We start from the raw sequence: 16,317 nt of genomic DNA, 5'->3' as shown, positions 1-16,317 counted from the left end.
GGCCCCGGCGCCCCGGCGCGGTCCGGCGGCGCGCCGGTCACGCCGGCCCCGTCCCGGCCAGGATCTCGGCCAGGTGCATGACCCGGACGCCGCCGCGCAGCCGCGACAGCGCGCCGCCGATGTGCGCGAGGCAGCCGTTGTCGACCGCGCACACCACGTCCGCGCCGGTGTCGCGGACATGCCGCACCTTGTCGGCCACCATCGCCACCGACACGTCGGCGTTCTTCATCGCGAACGCGCCGCCGAACCCGCAGCACTCGTCCGCCGCCGGCAGGTCCACCAGGTCGAGGCCCTTCACCGCGCGCAGTAGCCGCAGCGGCCGGTCGGCGACGCCGAGGGTCCGCGCGGACTGGCAGGACGGGTGGTAGGCGACGCGGTGCGGGAAGTAGGCGCCGACGTCGGTCACGCCCAGCACGTCCACCAGGAACTCGGTCAGCTCGTAGACGGCCAGCTCCTCGGCGGCGCGGGCGAGCGCCGGGTCTCGGGCCGCCCGCGCGATCCGCGGATAGGCCTCGCGGACGGCCGCGGCGCACGACGCGGAGGGCGCGACGATCACCCCGGCGCCGTCGAACGCGGCGGTGAACGCGCGCGCCAGGCCGGCCGCCTCCCGGTGGTAGCCGGTCGTCCAGTGCACCTGCCCGCAGCAGGTCTGGCCCGGCGGGTAGGAGACCTCGTGGCCGAGCCGCTCCAGCAGCGCCGTCACGGCCTTGCCGGTCGCGGGGAACAGCGCGTCGTCGAAACACGCGACGAACAGCGCGACGCGCATACCGGCCTCACCCCCCACGCCTCGCAAAGCCTCGCCCCCGGGGCACATCGTAGGGCGCCCGGAGGCACCGTCCGGGGAAAACGATCGCACACGCCGACCGGATCCGGGCGCCCTGGTAAGGAGGATCAAACCAGTGGGAAGGTTTCCCGGCCGGACGGCGTGTCGCCGTTCGCCCGCTATCGCACGTGAGGGACGCTATGCCTGGCACCTCGGAGTGAGGCGGGTCACAGATCACCGGTACTCCGGTACCACGGGACAACCGTCCCAACGGGCTATGGCCGCTCCGGGCGAACCGTTCCACACTGGGGTGCGTCATAAGAGAAAACACCACGACCGACCAGTAGTTGAGACCGGAGGCACGCCGATGTGCCCGCACCAGCCGCCCTGTCCCTCGCACAACGCAACCGACCGCGACGCCGCCAGGACGCTCGCCGCACATCCCGAACAGGGGTGGAGCCTGCTGTGCAACGGTGTCGTGCTCTTCGAGGACACCGGCGAGCTGCTGCCCGACGGAGCAGTCATCGCACCGCACCGGCCGACGGACCTCAAGGCGCCGTCCGCCGCGTGACCAGTCTCCAACGGGGGACTAGTTCGAACGGGTGATCATCCTCGGGGGCACGCCCGCCCGACCACGACCTCTGGGCCCGCACCGGGCCCAGAGGCGTTCTGCTTCTCCGGCCCTTCGCAGCGGTCCTGTCAGCGGCCGCTCCGGACAGGGGACGCCGCCCACCGCCGCAGCCACGGCTCCGCCGCCCGGCCCGCATCGGCCGGGTTCTTGTTCAGGTCGTGCCGCTCCCCCGGCAGCACCGTGACCTGAGCCGCGTCCGCCGCGTCCGGCACCCCGAACGGGTCGCGGTCCCCGTTGACGACCAGCACCTCCACGCCCGCGCCGCGCAGCTCGTCCACCCGGGTCTTCTCGGGCCTGCCCGGCGGGTGCAGCGGGAACGCCAGCGCGATGACGCCCGCCGCTCCGGCCTCCGTCGCCGTCCTGCACGCGACCCGCGCGCCGTTGCTGCGGCCGCCCTGGACGAGCGGGACGTCCCCGAACCGCTCCCGCAGCACCCCGATGACCTCCAGCCAGGCCTCGTCCTGCTTGGCGGCCGGGCCGGGCGCCCGCCGCCCCGCCAGCCGGAACGGCTGCAGGACCCGCGCGACCGCGCCGCCCAGGCCGAGCGCGGCGTCCCGGACCGCGAGCAGGTCCGGCGCGTCCACTCCCCCGTTCGACCCGTGCGTCAGCACCAGCAGGAACGCCGGCCGGTCCGGCTCGTCCAGGGTCGCCTCGGCGGGCCCGTGCGCGGTCTGGATCTGCATACCGCCACGGTATCCGCCCCGCACGTCCGATGATCTTGTGGGGCACACTGGACGGATGGAGCAGATGACCGACAGTGAATGGCGCGCCTTCGTGTCCGAGGGCACCCGCACCGGAAAGGCCGGCGTCACCCGCAAGGACGGCACGCCGCACGTCACGCCCGTCTGGTTCGTCCTCGACGGCGACGACCTGCTGTTCACCACGCACAACGAGAGCATCAAGGGCCGCGTCCTGCGCCGCGACCCGCGCCTGTCGGTGTGCGTGGACGACCAGACGCCGCCGTACTCGTACGTGATGATCCAGGCCGAGGCCCGCCTCGTCGAGGACCTGGACGAGCTGCTCAGGTGGGCGACCGTCCTCGGCCGCCGTTACATGGGCCCCGAGCGCGGCGAGGAGTTCGGGAAGCGCAACGCCGTCCCCGGCGAGTACCTCGTCCGCGCCCGGATCACCAAGGTGGTCGCCGAGCGCGACGTCGCGCACTGAGGTCAGGCGGTGGGACGGTCGGGCGGCGCCGGCTCGCCCATCGCCAGCCGCAGCCGCTCGGCGAAGCTCTCGTGCAGCAGCGGACCCCACGGGTAGCCGTCCGGGACGCGGACGGCGTCGCCGACGGCGTCCGGCGCCTCGCCCGGGGGGCTCTCGCCCCGCTCGCCGGAGTACCGCACGGCCAGCAGCGCGTACATGTGGTCGAGGGCGCCGAACGCCTCGCCGGCGAGGGCGGGCAGCGTGCCGTCGGTGACGGCCTGCTCGACGACCGGTTCCCACCACAGGTCGGCGGGGTCGGCCGGATCGTCGGGGTCGTCGCCGAAGTCGCGGCGCAGCCGGGCCCGGACCTGACCGGCGACCCCCGGGTCCGCGAGCCCGCGCCGCCACACCTCGCCCGCCTCCGGGCCGCGCCCGCGCAGCGGCAGCGTCCGCGCCAGCAGTTCCGTCGCGAGCGGCCCGACCTCGGGGTCGGCGGGACCGGCCGGGTCGCCGAGCGCCGCCCCGAACGCGCCGACGGCCTGGTCGAGGTAGGAGATGCCGAGCGCGACGGCGAGCCGCGCGAAGGCGTAGGGGGCGCCGTCCCGGTCGATCAGCCTGAGCCCGGCGGCCAGCACCCGCTGCGCGCGTGCGGGCTCGCCGCGCTCCAGCAGCCGCTGGGCCAGCTCGTGCGCGGCGGGCGGCCCGTACTCGGGGTCGCCCGTCCCGACCACCGCCTCCCAGTGCCCGCGCGCCTCCTCGAAGTCGCCGGCGTCGTCGGCGAACCGGGCCAGCGCGAGATGGGCGGGCGGCAGGTAGGCCGGGTTGCCGAAGTCGACGACGACGCGCCAGGCCGGCGCCGCCTCCTCGTGCTCGCCGGCCCGCTCATGGGTGAGCGCCAGATGGTAGGCGGCGCGGGGCCCGTACTCGGGGTCGCCGGTGGCGATGGCGGCCCGGTCGGCCTCGCGGGCCGCCTCGACGTCCCCGCCGTCGTCCAGCACGACCGCGAGGCCGAGCGCGGCCTGCGCGCGGCACGGGGTGTCGCCGAGGGCGAGCACCCGCTCGAACAGCAGCGCGGCCTCGCGGGCCGCGCCGTTCTCCGCGAGGCTCCGCGCCTCCTCGCACAACAGGGCCGGATCGCCGGCCGCGGACTCGCTCATCGGTCTTCTGCCCTCTGGGGGTCGGGGTCCGCCCAGAGCCTAGCGACCGGACACCGCCCCGTCCCGGCCGACACTCAGAAACCCCACCAAGATCACGCACACGGCCGCGTCCCCCCGCGTCGGCTGAACACCCGTCCGGAAGACCGGACCCCAGCCCCCTCGCGGGCCCGCCCGCCGGTCGGCAGGCTGTTTCGCGCGGAGCGCCAGCGGAGCACGAAACAACCTGCCGACCGTGACGGGGGTTCCAGGGGGTCGCCCCCCTGGGAGAAATCAATCCTCGAAGGCCTCCGGGGGCGGGCAGGAGCAGACGAGGTTGCGGTCGCCGTAGGCCTGGTCGATGCGGCGGACCGGGGGCCAGTACTTGGTCTCGCGGAGCGCGGGGACGGGGTAGGCGGCCTCGTCGCGGGTGTAGGCGTGCTTCCAGTCGTCGGAGACGAGGCAGGCGGCGGTGTGCGGGGCGTTCTTGAGGGGGTTGTCCTCGCGGTCGTAGCCGCCGTCGGCGACGCGCTGGATCTCCCGGCGGATCTCGATCATGGCGTCGCAGAACCGGTCGAGCTCGGCGAGGTCCTCGGACTCGGTGGGCTCGATCATCAGGGTGCCGGCGACGGGGAAGGAGAGCGTCGGGGCGTGGAAGCCGTAGTCGATGAGGCGCTTGGCGACGTCCTCGGCGGTGATGCCGGTCTCCTTGGTGATCTTGCGGAGGTCGGCGATGCACTCGTGGGCGACGAGGCCGTTGCGGCCGGTGTAGAGGATCGGGTAGTGCGGGCCGAGGCGGGCGGCGAGGTAGTTGGCGCCGATGATGGCGCCCTCGGTGGCGGCGCGCAGGCCGTCCGGGCCCATCATCGCGATGTACGCCCAGGAGATCGGCAGGATGCCCGCCGAGCCCCACGGGGCGGCCGAGATCGGGCCGACGCCGGTCTCGGCGGGGCCGGCCTCCTCGCGGAGCGGGTGGTTCGGCAGGAACGGGGCGAGGTGCTCGCGGACGCCGATCGGGCCGACGCCGGGGCCGCCGCCGCCGTGCGGGATGCAGAACGTCTTGTGCAGGTTGAGGTGCGAGACGTCCGACCCGAACTCGCCGGGGCGGGCCAGCCCGACCAGGGCGTTGAGGTTGGCGCCGTCGACGTAGACCTGGCCGCCGGCCTCGTGCACGGCGGCGCACACGTCGGTGATCGACTCCTCGAACACGCCGTGCGTGGACGGGTAGGTCACCATGATCGCGGCGATCCGGTCGCCGTGCTTGGCGATCTTGGCGTGCAGGTCGTCGAGGTCGACGTTGCCGCCCTCGTCGCACTTGACGACGACGACACGCATCCCGGCCATGACGGCACTGGCCGCGTTGGTGCCGTGCGCCGAGGACGGGATCAGGCAGACGTCGCGGTGCTCGTCGCCGCGCGAGGCGTGGTAACCGCGAATGGCGAGCAGCCCTGCCAGTTCGCCCTGCGAGCCGGCGTTGGGCTGGACGGACACCTTCGCGTACCCGGTGATCTCGGCGAGCGCGTCCTCCAGCTCGCCGATCAGCTCGACGTAGCCGGCGGCCTGGTCGAGCGGCGCGAACGGGTGGATGTTCGCGAACTCCGGCCAGGTGATGGGCTCCATCTCGGCGGTGGCGTTCAGCTTCATCGTGCAGGAGCCGAGCGGGATCATCGAGCGGTCGAGCGCGATGTCCTTGTCCTGGAGCCGGCGCAGGTAGCGCAGCATCGCGGTCTCGGAGCGGTGCGCGTGGAAGACCGGGTGGGTCAGGTAGGGGCTCTCGCGGCGCAGGCCGTCCGGGATCGCCTCCTCGGCGCCGGCGACCTCGGCGGGCACCCCGAACGCCTCCAGGACGGCGGTGACGTGCTCGGGCAGCGTCGTCTCGTCGCAGGCGACGGCGACGAGGTCGGCGCCGGACGGCCGCAGGTTGATCCCGCGCTCGCGGGCGGCCTCGGCGACCTCGGCGGCCCGGCCGGGGACGCGGGCGAGGACGGTGTCGAAGAAGGCGCCGTGGACGATCTCGACGCCGCCGGCGCGCAGCCCCGCGGCGATCTCGGCGGCGCGGCGGTGCGTCCGCTGGGCGATGGCGGCGAGCCCCTCCGGCCCGTGGTAGACGGCGTACATGCTCGCCATCACGGCCAGGAGGACCTGCGCGGTGCAGATGTTGCTGGTGGCCTTCTCGCGGCGGATGTGCTGCTCGCGGGTCTGCAGGGCCAGGCGGTAGGCGGTGGCGCCGTCGGCGTCGACGGACACGCCGACGAGGCGTCCGGGCAACTGCCGCTGGATGCCCTCGCCGACCGCCATGTAGCCGGCGTGCGGGCCGCCGAACCCGTAGGGGACGCCGAACCGCTGCGCGGAGCCCACGGCGATGTCGGCGCCGGACTCGCCCGGCGGCCGCAGCAGCGTCAGGGCGAGCAGGTCGGCGGCGACGACGACCTTCGCGCCGCGCTCGTGCGCCTGCGCGGCGAGCGGCTCCAGGTCGCGGACGACGCCCGACGCTCCCGGGTACTGCAGCAGGACGCCGAAGAAGTCGCCGTCCGGCAGACCGCCGGACAGGTCCGCGGTGACGACCTCGATGCCGAGCGGGACCGCCCGGGTCCGCACGACCTCGATCGTCTGCGGGAGCGCGTCGGCGTCCACCAGGAACGTCCCGGGCTCCTTGCGCTTGGACACGCGGTGCGCGAGGGCCATGGCCTCGGCGGCGGCGGTGCCCTCGTCCAGCATGGAGGCGTTGGCGACCGGCAGGCCGGTCAGGTCGGCGACGACCGTCTGGAAGTTCAGCAGCGCCTCGAGGCGGCCCTGCGAGATCTCCGGCTGGTAGGGCGTGTAGGCGGTGTACCAGCCCGGGTTCTCCAGCACGTTGCGCAGGATCACGCCCGGCGTCGTCGTCCCGTGGTAGCCGAGTCCGATCATCGAGGTGAGCACGGTGTTGCGGGACGCCAGCTCGCGCAGCCGGGCCAGCGCGGCGGTCTCGCTCAGCGCGGGCGGCAGCTCCAGCGGCCGGGAGGTGCGGATCCCGGCCGGGACGGCGTCGCCGATCAGCGCCTCGGCGCCGGAGTAGCCGATGGCGGCCAGCATCCGGGCCCGCTCGTCCGGGGACGGGCCGACATGGCGGTCGGCGAACGTGGAACGGGCATCCTGCGGCGAGGCCACGGGCGCGAAGAACTGGGCGGTCATGGAGAGCCTCCTGGCTGCTGCGGTCGCTCAGGGCCGCCGCCGGCTACGGCCGGCGGCCGGTCTCCCCCTCTGTCATCGGCACCTGAGAGCTTCCCCCGCGCAGCGGGATTTCCCCTTCGGTGAGCCGCCCTCCCCGGTCAGGGGGATCGGCGCCTGCTTTCCAGAGGTGCCTCGCCCGAGCGGTCCTTTTGCCTGAGAGGTTCCGGGGAGGTTGCCCCTTCGGCGCCCCACGCTGGCCGCGTGGGGTCTCTCCCGCACAGGGTCGACGGCATGTCCGGAACAAACCCTACCCAACCATCGCCCCGGCGATCGTCGCGCGCCCCCGCCCGCCGTCGCGACGGCGGCGCGTCCCGCCGCGCGGAACCGGGGTGATGGACGGCCCGGGCATCTACCGGCAAGTACGATGTGCACAGCTCACCGGGGCGGGACGGGCCGCGGCGCCGTCCAGGCGGCCGGCCGGGCCGGGGGCCGCCGCTCGACGGCGCCCCGCCGGCCCTGGGACGCTGATCACGATGGCGGACGGTCAGGGCGGCGATACGGCGGTGACACAGACCCACGGCGGGGCGGTGCGCCCGTCGACGGGCGCCACCGCCGGCGTCCCCGTGGACGAGCCCGCCCAGCCGGACCGGATCCGCCGGTCCGGCGACGCGATCAGGTTCGGGGTCTCCTGCGTTGGGCTCGCGGCGGTGATGCTGCTGGTGTCGATCGCCCAGCAGACCACGCACGGGCTGCAGACCGACATCGCGCAGGGCACCGCGCACGCCCCCCGCATGCTGCTGTCGCTGGCCACCCTCGCCTCCAGCTTCGGCGTGCTGACCGCGCCGATCGCGTTCGCGGTCGAGCGGATGTTCCGCAAGGACGGCATGCGGGTGGCGATCGCGCTGCTGGCCGCCGTGATCGCGTTCGGCGTCACGGTCGGCCTGGACGACTGGGTGACCAGCGCGGCGCCCGGCGGGGTGCTGGACTCGCTGATCTGGGGCGGCACCAGCACCGCGCCGGTGCACACCGACATCGCGCCGGTGATCGCGTTCGTCACGGCGGTCGGGATGGCGGGCCGGACCCGCTGGCAGGCGGTGACGTGGACGTTCATCGGGCTGGCCGCGCTGACCGGGCTCACCGCGTCGTACGCGTCCGTCGCGGCGCTCGCCGCCACCTACCTGCTCGGCCGCGCGATCGGCTACGGCACCCTGTACGCGGCCGGCACGCCGAACCCGCGGCCGTCCGGGACGGCGGTGGTCTCCACGCTGGAGCGGCTGGGGCTGTCCCCGCGCCGCGCCGCCCGCCTCGACGACCCCGGTGAGACGGGCCAGGACCGCCGCTACGGCGTCCTGCTCGACCGGGACGGCGAAAAGGACCGCGCAGCGCGGCGGACCGGCCCGTGGGACCTGGAGGTCCGGGTCCTGGACCGCGACCAGCAGACCGCCGGGCTGCTGTACCGGATGTGGCGGACGCTGCGGCTCAGCCGCACCACCACGGGACGGGCGCTGCGCCCGCTGCGCCGCTCCCTGGAGCTCGAGTCCCTGATGGCGTACGCGGTGGACGCCGCGGGCGCGCGCACGCCGCGGCTCGTGGGGACGTCCGAGGTCGGCACGGAGGCGGCGCTGCTGGCCTTCGAGCACGTGCCGGGGCGGCGGCTCGCGGACGTCCCGGGCGACGAACTCACCGACGGGATGCTCGCCGACGCGTGGCGGCAGTTCCGGCGGCTGCAGGAGGGCCGGCTCGCGCACCGGCGGCTGGAGGACGACACGGTCCTCGTCGGCGACGACGGCCGCGTGTACCTCACCGACATGCGGTCCGGGGAGATCGCCTCCGGCGACCTCGCGTTGCTGCTGGACCTGGCGCAGCTGCTCACCACCGTGGCCCTGCACGCGGGCCCCGAGCGCGCCGTGCGGACCGCCGCGTCCGTGCTCGGCGAGGACGCGCTCGCCGCGGCGGTCCCGCTGCTGCAGCGGGTGGCGCTGTCGCGGGCGACGCGGACGGCGCTGCGCCGCGACCGGGACCTGCTCACCCGGATCCGGGAGCAGATCGTCGCGCTGAAGCCGGAGACCGAGGCGGCGCCGGTCCGGCTGGAGCGCTTCCGGCCCCGGACGATCTTCAGCATCGTCGGCCTGTCGGTCGCCGGGTACATCGTGATCCCGCAGGTCGGCAGCCTCGACTTCGCGCACCTGCTGTCGACGGCGACCTGGCACTGGGTGTTCATCGCGCTCGCCGCGTCGGCGGCGACCTACCTCGCGGCGGCGTACATGCTGCTGGGGTTCGTGCCGGAGCGGCTGCCGGTGGGGCGGACGGTCCTGGTGCAGGTCGCCGCGTCGTTCGTGCAGCTGGTGGCGCCGGCCGCGGTGGGCGGCGTCGCGATCAACACCCGCTTCCTGCAGCGCTCCGGGATCCGCTCGGGCCCGGCGGTCGCCAGCGTCGGCGCGTCCCAGCTGGTCGGCCTGGTGGTGCACGTCCTGCTGCTGGTGCTGTTCGGCTTCCTCACCGGCTCCACCCACAACGCCACGAAGGACCTGGCGCCGTCCCGCACGATCGTGATCGTGGTGCTGGCGCTCGGCCTGGTCGCCGGCGCGGCGATGATGATCCCGCGGGTGCGGCGGTTCGCCGCGTCCCGGCTGCGGGCGATGTTCTCGGGCGTGGTGCCGCGGCTGGTGGACGTCCTGCAGTCGCCGCGCAAGCTGTGCACCGGCCTCGGCGGGACGGTGGGGCTGACGGCGACGTACGCGCTGTGCCTGGACGCCTCGATCCGGGCGTTCGGCGGGTCGCTGCACTGGACGGCCGTCGTGGTGGTGTTCCTGACCGCCAACGCGGTCGGTTCGGCGGTCCCGACACCGGGCGGGCTCGGCGCGGTCGAGGGCGCGCTGACGCTGGCGCTGACGATCTCGGGGCTGACGGCGGAGACGGCGACGTCCGCGGTGCTGCTGTACCGCCTGCTGACGCTGTGGCTTCCCGTCCTGCCGGGCTGGGCGGCGTTCGCCTACCTCCAGCGCAAGGACGCGATATGAGGGGCCGTGCCGGCCGCGAGGGGGCGGCCTCCGCGGGACCCGCCCGCGGACCGGGCCGGATCAGCCGGTGCGGCGGGCGCGCCGCCGGTTCGCCAGCTCATCGTGGGGGTGCTCGTGAGGGTCCGGGTCGTCGGTGGCGGCGCGTTCGCCGGGAAGCTCCGCCAGGCTTCCCTCCACCTCCTGCCACACCCGTCCGAGCGCGATCCCGAACACGCCCTGCCCGCCCTGCAGCAGGTCCACGACCTCGTCGGCGGAGGTGCACTCGTACACGCTCACGCCGTCGCTCATCAGGGTGATCTGCGCCAGGTCCTGGACGCCGCGGTCGCGCAGGTGCGTCACCGCCGTGCGGATCTGCTGCAGCGACACCCCCGTGTCCAGCAGCCGCTTGACGACCTTCAGCACCAGGATGTCGCGGAAGCTGTAGAGGCGCTGGCTGCCCGATCCGTGCGCCGCGCGCACGCTCGGCTCGACCAGCTTCGTGCGGGCCCAGTAGTCCAGCTGCCGGTAGGTGATCCCCGCCGCGGCGCACGCCGTCGGGCCGCGGTAGCCGACATCCTCCGGCGGCGCCGACACCTGCGTGTCGAAGAGCAGGCCCTGCTCTCCGGCGCGTCGTGACGCCATGTGCCTGTCGGGGGTCGCCTTGCCCTCGCCGCTGCTCACCGCCACGCGGACCTCCGGCTTCTATCAGCCCGTGCCGCTTCGTCAAGGGGGTTTGACGAATTACACCACGGGTGTTCCACCAGCACGGTAGGTGCCGGTCAGGGTGTGGTCAACGTTCGCCGTCGGCGCGTCGCATGCCCGGATGAACCGGCTTCACGTGGGCAAACCGCGCACCTTGGCCGCCACCGCACTCCTACCCCGATGGTCGCCCATCGGAAACTGCCAGGTCCAGGGCAATGCACGACCAATCGCGGCACGACACGACCTTACCCCCCGAAGTGACATTCCCCACTCCATCCCGGAAGCCCGGCCCGCACCGCTCCATCACACAGCGTAACCGATGCCCGCTCGAAGACCCGGGACGGGTGCGACGGGGCGCGCAACGGGAGGGTCGCGGAGGTGCGCCTCCGGATCGGCACGGCGAACACGGAGAGCAAGCGGAGCCTGCGGCCGCGCCTCCGCCCGGGGTCTAGCCAGCCCGGCCGAAGTCCTCGGGGGAGATCGTGTCGAGGAACTCGCGGAACTTCTCGACCTCGTCCTCCTGCTCGTCGGGGATGGCCACGCCGGCCTCCTCGAGGACGTCCTCGCTGGCGAAGATCGTCGCGCCGGTGCGCAGCGCCAGGGCGATGGAGTCGGACGGGCGGGCGCTCACCTCGACGCCGTTGGAGAAGACCAGGTCCGCGAAGAAGATGCCCTCGCGCAGGTCGGTGATGTTCACGGTGCGCAGCTGGACGCTCAGCGCGTCGAGCACGTCCCGGAACAGGTCGTGGGTCAGGGGACGGGCGGGCAGCACGCCCTGCTGGGCGAAGGCGATCGCGGTCGCTTCGACCGCCCCGATCCAGATGGGCAGGTAGCGCTCGCCCTCCGTCTCCTTCAACAGGACGATGGGCTGATTGGAGGGCATCTCGACCCGGACGCCGACGACCTCCATCTGCTTCACTGCGGCTCCCTGCTGGTCGACGCTGTCTCGATCACCACGTGCACCGGTCGGATCCTCGACGAACCCTGTAGCCCAACGTACACCCGACCCCGGACAGGGTGCGGCGGCGACCGGGCGGCAAATGCCCGCGCGGCCCGGCCGGTCAGGGGTCGAGGCTTTCGCGCAGGCCCGCCGACAGCAGCGCGGCGTGCAGCCGGACCGACAGCGCCGCGATGTCGCGGGCGGTCTCGGCGGCCTGGTCGTGGGCACCCGGGCTGCGGCGCCGCAGCTGCGGGGCGACCATCTGCTCGATCAGCCCGACCTGCCGGTCGGCGGCGGCCTTGGCGGCGCGCAGGTGCCGCACCTCGACGCCGTGCTGGCCGAGCGCGGCGGCGGCGCGGGCGACGGTCAGCGCCTCGCCGTCGTAGTGGGTGCCGTTGCGCCGGACGAGGCCGTACTCCTCCAGGTCGGCGAGCAGGTCCTCGCCGATCCCGGCGCCGTCCAGCAGCTGCCGGCGGGCCAGCCGGACGGCGGGGTCGGGCGCGTCGGCCCCGGCCGCGACCAGGGTGCGGGGGCGGCGGGACGGCGCGTCCGGGCGGGCGCCGAGCGGCGGGACGGCCTCGCCCCGGTCGCGGGCCTCCAGGTACTGCCGGATCGCGCGCAGCGGCATGTAGTGGTCGCGCTGCGCGATGAGCACGAACCGGAGCCGCTCGACGTCGGCCGGGCCGAACTTGCGGTACCCGGACGGGGTGCGCTCCGGCTCGACGAGCCCCTCGGACTCCAGGAACCTGATCTTGGAGATGGTGACGTCGGGGAACTCGGTCCTGAGCAGCCCGAGGACGTCCCCGATGGTCATCGGGGACCGCGCCGGCCGCGCGTTCAAGGGCCCTCCCATCGTCGCCGCGCCCCCGTGCTCCCCGCCGCTCCGGTTCCGATCAGGCGTGCGCCGGGTTGGTCAGGAAGACCAGCCGGAACTTGCCGATCTGGACCTCGTCGCCGCCGGACAGGCCCGCCTGGTCGATCCGCTGCCGGTTGACGTAGGTGCCGTTCAGGCTGCCGACGTCGCGGACGGAGAACGTGCCGCCGTGCCGGGCGAACTCGGCGTGCCGGCGGGAGACGGTGACGTCGTCCAGGAAGATGTCGCTCTCCGGGTGCCGGCCGGCCGACGTGCGGTCCTTGTCGAGCAGGAAGCGGCTCCCGGCGTTCGGCCCGCGCTTGACGACCAGCAGCGCGGTCCCGGGCGGGAGCGCCTCCATGGCGGTCTGGTCCGGACCCGGCTGCTCCTCGGCCTCCTGGCCGGTGTCCAGCGCCTCGAAGCCGCCGATGGAGATCGTCGAGGTGGACTCGCCGGGCGACTCGCGGTACGGCGGCGGCTGGGCGCCCCGCGTCAGCGGGGTGCCGCAGTTCGAGCAGAAGCGGGCATCATCCGGGTTGGCGTGACCGCACTGCGTGCAGTAGACGCTCGGCATAGATCGGCTCGGCCTCCTACCATCGGCGCGCCGCCCGCGGACGCCCCGCTGCCGCGGGGGCCGCCTGCGCCACGCGCATCCTTCACCCAACCCACGCCGGGGACCCGCCCCCGACCACGGTCCTGCTCACCGCCCGCGCACGCGACGGTCGCCGCAACTTACGCGGGTCTTGCCCGAGGGGTCAACCGGAACGGTGAACCGACCGCACCAAACTACCTTCGCCGATGATCGCCGGTCTACGCCGCCGCGCGGGCGGCGTCCCGGACGGCCGTTCACCGCTCCCCCCGTTCCCTCTACGGAGACCGTATCGCGCTCACGGCCACTTTCGCGCGCGGGGTGATCGAGACGGTGGCGCCGGCGCCCTGGAGCGTCCGCACGACGCCGCCCGGGATGTTGAGCGCCGTGGTCAAGGTGTGCGGGTCGCCGATGGCCAGGAACGTGTAAGGGGCGCGCAGCGGACGCCCGTCGGCCTCGACGCCGTCGCGGGCGTCGAGGAAGTAGGTGTCGACCCCGGCGCGGACGTCGTTGACCTGCACGACCTCGGCCCCGGCGTCGCGGAGCTCCTCCAGCGCGTCCAGCAGGTCGCCGGCGCGGACGCCGCCGCGCGGGTCCTGGACGACCAGCTGGATCCCGGGCCCCTCGGCGGGGAGGGTGCCCGCCAGCAGCCCGTAGGTCGCGGCGCGCTCGCGGGCCTCCTGCAGCGCGGCGTCGCCCTGGGCGTCGCGCTGGAGTTCGGCTTTGGTCTCCTCGAGGTCACGTATGTCGCCCCGGAGCCGTTCGGACCGCTGGCCCAGATCGGCCAGGGTGCCGACGAGCTCGTCCTGCCGGGCCGTGGCGAAGGTGGTGTCGCGCTTGGTCGACTGGATCTGCACGACCACCGCGAAGCCGACCACCACGCACAGCAGGCCGCCGACGAGCTGCCCCCAGCTCGCCCTGGGCCGCAGCAGCTCCATGATCCCGGTCAGGGCGCCGGGCCGCACCGGCTCGGGCCCGGCGGCCCCGTCGGGCCGGCCGGCGCCGGGCGGCGCCTCGCCGTCGCCGCTCATGCGCCGAACAGCTTCCGTCGGATCCCCGCCGCGTTGGAGAAGATCCGGATGCCGAGGACGACCACCATGCCGGTGGACAGCTGGGAGCCGACGCCCAGCTTGTCGCCCAGGAACACGATCAGCGCCGCGATGACGGTGTTGCTGAGGAACGAGACGACGAACACCTTCTCGTCGAAGATCCCCTCCAGCCGGGCGCGGACGCCGCCGAACATGGCGTCGAGCGCCGCGACGATCGCGATGGGCAGGTAGGGCTGCAGCCACAGCGGGACGTCGGGGCTCAGGGCGAACCCGAGCACCACGCCGGCCACCAGCCCGATCAGCGCGATCATGCCCGGTCCGTCCCTTCCCCGCCCGCCGGCCCCGTGCCCGCCGGCCCTGTGCCCGTCACCGCTCTGCCCATCACCGCTGTGCCCATCGCCGCGTCATCCGCCGGCCTCCGGAGCGGGCGCGGCGTACCTCAGCCGGAGCGCGCCGGCCGCGGGCAGCCGCGCGCCGGACGTGCGCCGCGTGCCGTACCGGAGGCCGTAGCGGTCCTCCAGGGCGCGCAGCCGGCGGTCGGCGGCGGAGCCGGTGAACGCGGACCGCACGCGGTCCGGGTCGCCGAGCGCCGTCACCTCGTACGGGCCGGACAGCGCGCGGTAGTCGACCAGGATCGCCTCGCCCGCGGTGCGGATCGCGGTGACCGGCGTGAGCCGCCGCCCGTTGATCCCGATGGCGGTGGCGCCCGCCGCCCAGAGCCCGTTGACCAGCACCTGAAGATCCTGATCATAGACCCGGCCGCCGGACGCGCCGGCACGGTCGCCGGCGGTGCCGGGCGCGTCGTCCACGGTGACGACGAGGCCGGGGCCGGCGGCGGGCACGGCCCCCGCGGCGGCGGCCTGCGCGGCGAGGTCCTGCCGGACCCGGCGGCCCGCGGCGCTGCGCGCGAGGGCGGCGGCCCGTTCCCGTCCGGTGTCGGCGCGCAGCTGGTCGAGGCGGCGCTGGAGGGCGTCGGTCTCGCCGGTGCGGGCGTGGATCTGGTCGATGAGACGGGCGCGCTCCTTGGCCGCCACGGGCTCGCTGCGGCGCACCTGGGCGCCGGCCACGGCGATCAGCACGCCGATGGCGACCAGCACCGCGAGCGTCCCGCTCCCCCGCAGCCGCCCGGCCCGCGCGCGGGTCCCGCCGTCCGCCGCGCGCCGTGCCGCTGCCTCGGCGTAGCCGGCGTCGAGCAGCTTGCCGGCGAACAGGTCGGACAGCAGGGACATGGAGGCGTCGGGGCGGCGCCATCCCGCTTCCCGCTCCGCCTCGTCCGGTCCCCGTCGTCGGCCGATCACCGCACCATGATGGCAAGCCCCGCCAAATCGAGCCGTGTCCGCCGGACGGACGCGCCGGGAGGGCGGGGCCCTGGCGGGCGATCCCGGCTAGGAGACGGCGGCGCGCGTGCGGTCCAGGCCGATGTGCACGGCGAGGCCGGCCAGCACGCTGCCCATCAGGTAGCGCTGGACGCGCTGCCAGGCCGGACGGCGGGCGAGGAACGCGGCGATGCTCCCGGCCCCGAGGACGATCAGGCCGTTCACCGTGATCGCGACGGTGATCTGGGTGAGCCCGAGCAGCAGGCTCTGCACGGCGACGTGGCCGCGCGAGGGGTCGACGAACTGCGGCAGCAGCGACACGTAGAGGATCGCGATCTTGGGGTTGAGCAGGTTGGTCACCAGCCCCATGACGAACAGCCGCCGCGGCCCGTCGGCGGGCAACTCCTTGGGCGCGAACGGCGCCGTCCCGCCTGGCCGGAGGGTCTGCCAGGCCAGCCAGAGCAGGTAGGCGGCGCCCGCGAGCTTCAGCGCCGTGTAGACGGGCGGGACGAACCGGAAGACGGTCGTGATGCCGGCGGTCGCGGCCACCACGTACAGGACGAAGCCGAGGGCGACGCCGCCGAGCGAGACGAACCCGGCGCGGCGGCCCTGCGTCACCGACCGCGACACCAGGTAGATCATGTTCGGCCCGGGGATCAGGACGAGGCCGAGCGCGACGAGGGCGATGGACGCCAGGGCGGCGGGGGAGATCATTGCACCGATGCTAGCTATCAGTTCAATTCGGTGCAATACTCACATTGCTCTCGGTGCAATCGGAGGACGCCATGGACGACTACCGGCGGGTCGCCGACGCGGTCGCCGCCGACATCGCGGCTGGGCGGCTGCGCCCGGGCGACCGGCTCCCGCCGCAGCGCGCGTTCGCCCGCCGGCGCGGCATCGCCGCCTCGACGGCCGCGCGCGTCTACCGGGAGCTGGGCCGGCGCGGGCTGGTGGTCGCCGAGGTCGGCCGCGGGACGTTCGTGCTGGCGGCGGACCGGCGGCCGGGTCCCGCGCTGGCCGAGCCGGCGGGCGCCCGCCTCGGCCTGGAG

16 protein-coding genes and 2 riboswitches are annotated in these 16,317 nt (G+C 74.6%); of the genes, 4 read left to right on the top strand and 12 right to left on the bottom strand.

Going from position 1 to position 16,317, the window contains the following annotated elements; translation table 11 throughout:
• Positions 1–37: 37 nt before the first annotated feature.
• Positions 38–766 (bottom strand): (Fe-S)-binding protein, encoded by a 729-nt coding sequence (locus ABD296_RS45685; RefSeq protein WP_344283448.1) that lies wholly within the window; start codon positions 764–766, stop codon positions 38–40.
• Between the two features lie 364 nt (positions 767–1,130).
• Here ABD296_RS45685 and ABD296_RS45680 point away from each other — a divergent pair, with 364 nt between their 5' ends.
• Positions 1,131–1,334 (top strand): DUF5999 family protein, encoded by a 204-nt coding sequence (locus ABD296_RS45680; protein WP_344283445.1) that lies wholly within the window; start codon positions 1,131–1,133, stop codon positions 1,332–1,334.
• Positions 1,335–1,462: 128 nt separating this feature from the next.
• On the opposite strand, the gene ABD296_RS45675 is transcribed toward ABD296_RS45680, so the two are convergent.
• Positions 1,463–2,077, bottom strand: coding sequence for an alpha/beta hydrolase family protein (locus ABD296_RS45675; RefSeq protein ID WP_344283443.1), 615 nt, complete (start codon positions 2,075–2,077; stop codon positions 1,463–1,465).
• Between the two features lie 64 nt (positions 2,078–2,141).
• On the opposite strand from ABD296_RS45675, the gene ABD296_RS45670 reads away from it, so the two are divergent.
• Complete coding sequence (locus ABD296_RS45670) at positions 2,142–2,558, top strand: PPOX class F420-dependent oxidoreductase (RefSeq protein ID WP_344283440.1); 417 nt, start codon at positions 2,142–2,144, stop codon at positions 2,556–2,558.
• A 2-nt stretch (positions 2,559–2,560) separates the two neighbouring features.
• Here ABD296_RS45670 and ABD296_RS45665 read toward each other — a convergent pair whose 3' ends face one another.
• Positions 2,561–3,694, bottom strand: a complete 1,134-nt coding sequence (locus ABD296_RS45665; protein WP_344283437.1) for a tetratricopeptide repeat protein — start codon at positions 3,692–3,694, stop codon at positions 2,561–2,563.
• 270 nt (positions 3,695–3,964) lie between these two features.
• Complete coding sequence (gcvP, locus tag ABD296_RS45660) at positions 3,965–6,841, bottom strand: aminomethyl-transferring glycine dehydrogenase (protein WP_344283435.1); 2,877 nt, start codon at positions 6,839–6,841, stop codon at positions 3,965–3,967.
• A gap of 59 nt (positions 6,842–6,900) precedes the next feature.
• Positions 6,901–7,011: riboswitch (glycine riboswitch) on the bottom strand.
• Positions 7,012–7,106, bottom strand: a riboswitch (glycine riboswitch).
• A gap of 277 nt (positions 7,107–7,383) precedes the next feature.
• On the opposite strand from gcvP, the gene ABD296_RS45655 reads away from it, so the two are divergent.
• Positions 7,384–9,840 (top strand): lysylphosphatidylglycerol synthase transmembrane domain-containing protein, encoded by a 2,457-nt coding sequence (locus tag ABD296_RS45655; RefSeq protein ID WP_344283432.1) that lies wholly within the window; start codon positions 7,384–7,386, stop codon positions 9,838–9,840.
• A gap of 60 nt (positions 9,841–9,900) precedes the next feature.
• On the opposite strand, the gene ABD296_RS45650 is transcribed toward ABD296_RS45655, so the two are convergent.
• The 8 genes from ABD296_RS45650 to ABD296_RS45615 all read right to left on the bottom strand — a co-directional run bounded on the left by ABD296_RS45650 (position 9,901) and on the right by ABD296_RS45615 (position 15,982).
• On the bottom strand, positions 9,901–10,506 hold the full coding sequence (locus tag ABD296_RS45650; RefSeq protein WP_344283429.1) for a MerR family transcriptional regulator: 606 nt from the start codon (positions 10,504–10,506) through the stop codon (positions 9,901–9,903).
• 463 nt (positions 10,507–10,969) lie between these two features.
• Positions 10,970–11,440, bottom strand: a complete 471-nt coding sequence (locus ABD296_RS45645) for a bifunctional nuclease family protein (protein WP_151546279.1) — start codon at positions 11,438–11,440, stop codon at positions 10,970–10,972.
• 142 nt (positions 11,441–11,582) lie between these two features.
• Positions 11,583–12,302 carry a transcriptional regulator FtsR gene (ftsR, locus tag ABD296_RS45640; protein WP_344283422.1) on the bottom strand — a complete coding sequence of 240 codons (720 nt, stop codon included), beginning with the start codon at positions 12,300–12,302 and terminating at the stop codon, positions 11,583–11,585.
• A 52-nt stretch (positions 12,303–12,354) separates the two neighbouring features.
• Entirely contained in the window at positions 12,355–12,888 is a 534-nt protein-coding gene (locus ABD296_RS45635) for an FHA domain-containing protein (RefSeq protein ID WP_344283420.1), read from the bottom strand.
• Between the two features lie 293 nt (positions 12,889–13,181).
• On the bottom strand, positions 13,182–13,934 hold the full coding sequence (locus ABD296_RS45630) for a DUF881 domain-containing protein (protein WP_344283418.1): 753 nt from the start codon (positions 13,932–13,934) through the stop codon (positions 13,182–13,184).
• A complete protein-coding gene (locus ABD296_RS45625) occupies positions 13,931–14,263 on the bottom strand; it encodes a small basic family protein (RefSeq protein WP_344283415.1) in 333 nt (110 codons plus the stop codon). Before ABD296_RS45625 ends, ABD296_RS45630 begins: the two co-directional genes overlap by 4 nt.
• A 93-nt stretch (positions 14,264–14,356) precedes the next feature.
• Positions 14,357–15,250, bottom strand: a complete 894-nt coding sequence (locus ABD296_RS45620) for a DUF881 domain-containing protein (RefSeq protein WP_344283411.1) — start codon at positions 15,248–15,250, stop codon at positions 14,357–14,359.
• An 87-nt stretch (positions 15,251–15,337) separates the two neighbouring features.
• Positions 15,338–15,982, bottom strand: a complete 645-nt coding sequence (locus tag ABD296_RS45615; protein WP_344283408.1) for a LysE family translocator — start codon at positions 15,980–15,982, stop codon at positions 15,338–15,340.
• Between the two features lie 53 nt (positions 15,983–16,035).
• On the opposite strand from ABD296_RS45615, the gene ABD296_RS45610 reads away from it, so the two are divergent.
• Positions 16,036–16,317 (top strand): GntR family transcriptional regulator (locus tag ABD296_RS45610; protein WP_344283404.1); only part of this gene is annotated, 282 nt, incomplete at its 3' end.

The sequence above is a fragment of the Actinomadura napierensis genome, from assembly GCF_039529375.1.
Lineage (GTDB): Bacteria > Actinomycetota > Actinomycetes > Streptosporangiales > Streptosporangiaceae > Spirillospora > Spirillospora napierensis.
The sequence above is the reverse complement of the archived record's forward strand: the minus strand, read 5'-3'. Positions and strand labels throughout refer to the sequence as shown.

Excerpts from the sequence above, each read along its gene's own strand:
- ABD296_RS45685 (WP_344283448.1), bottom strand. The coding sequence starts at position 766 with ATGCGCGTCGCGCTGTTCGTCGCGTGTTTCGACGACGCGCTGTTCCCC.
- ABD296_RS45680 (WP_344283445.1), top strand. The coding sequence starts at position 1,131 with ATGTGCCCGCACCAGCCGCCCTGTCCCTCGCACAACGCAACCGACCGC.
- ABD296_RS45675 (WP_344283443.1), bottom strand. The coding sequence starts at position 2,077 with ATGCAGATCCAGACCGCGCACGGGCCCGCCGAGGCGACCCTGGACGAG.
- ABD296_RS45670 (WP_344283440.1), top strand. The coding sequence starts at position 2,142 with ATGACCGACAGTGAATGGCGCGCCTTCGTGTCCGAGGGCACCCGCACC.
- ABD296_RS45665 (WP_344283437.1), bottom strand. The coding sequence starts at position 3,694 with ATGAGCGAGTCCGCGGCCGGCGATCCGGCCCTGTTGTGCGAGGAGGCG.
- gcvP (WP_344283435.1), bottom strand. The coding sequence starts at position 6,841 with ATGACCGCCCAGTTCTTCGCGCCCGTGGCCTCGCCGCAGGATGCCCGT.
- ABD296_RS45635 (WP_344283420.1), bottom strand. The coding sequence starts at position 12,888 with ATGCCGAGCGTCTACTGCACGCAGTGCGGTCACGCCAACCCGGATGAT.
- ABD296_RS45630 (WP_344283418.1), bottom strand. The coding sequence starts at position 13,934 with ATGAGCGGCGACGGCGAGGCGCCGCCCGGCGCCGGCCGGCCCGACGGG.
- ABD296_RS45625 (WP_344283415.1), bottom strand. The coding sequence starts at position 14,263 with ATGATCGCGCTGATCGGGCTGGTGGCCGGCGTGGTGCTCGGGTTCGCC.
- ABD296_RS45615 (WP_344283408.1), bottom strand. The coding sequence starts at position 15,982 with ATGATCTCCCCCGCCGCCCTGGCGTCCATCGCCCTCGTCGCGCTCGGC.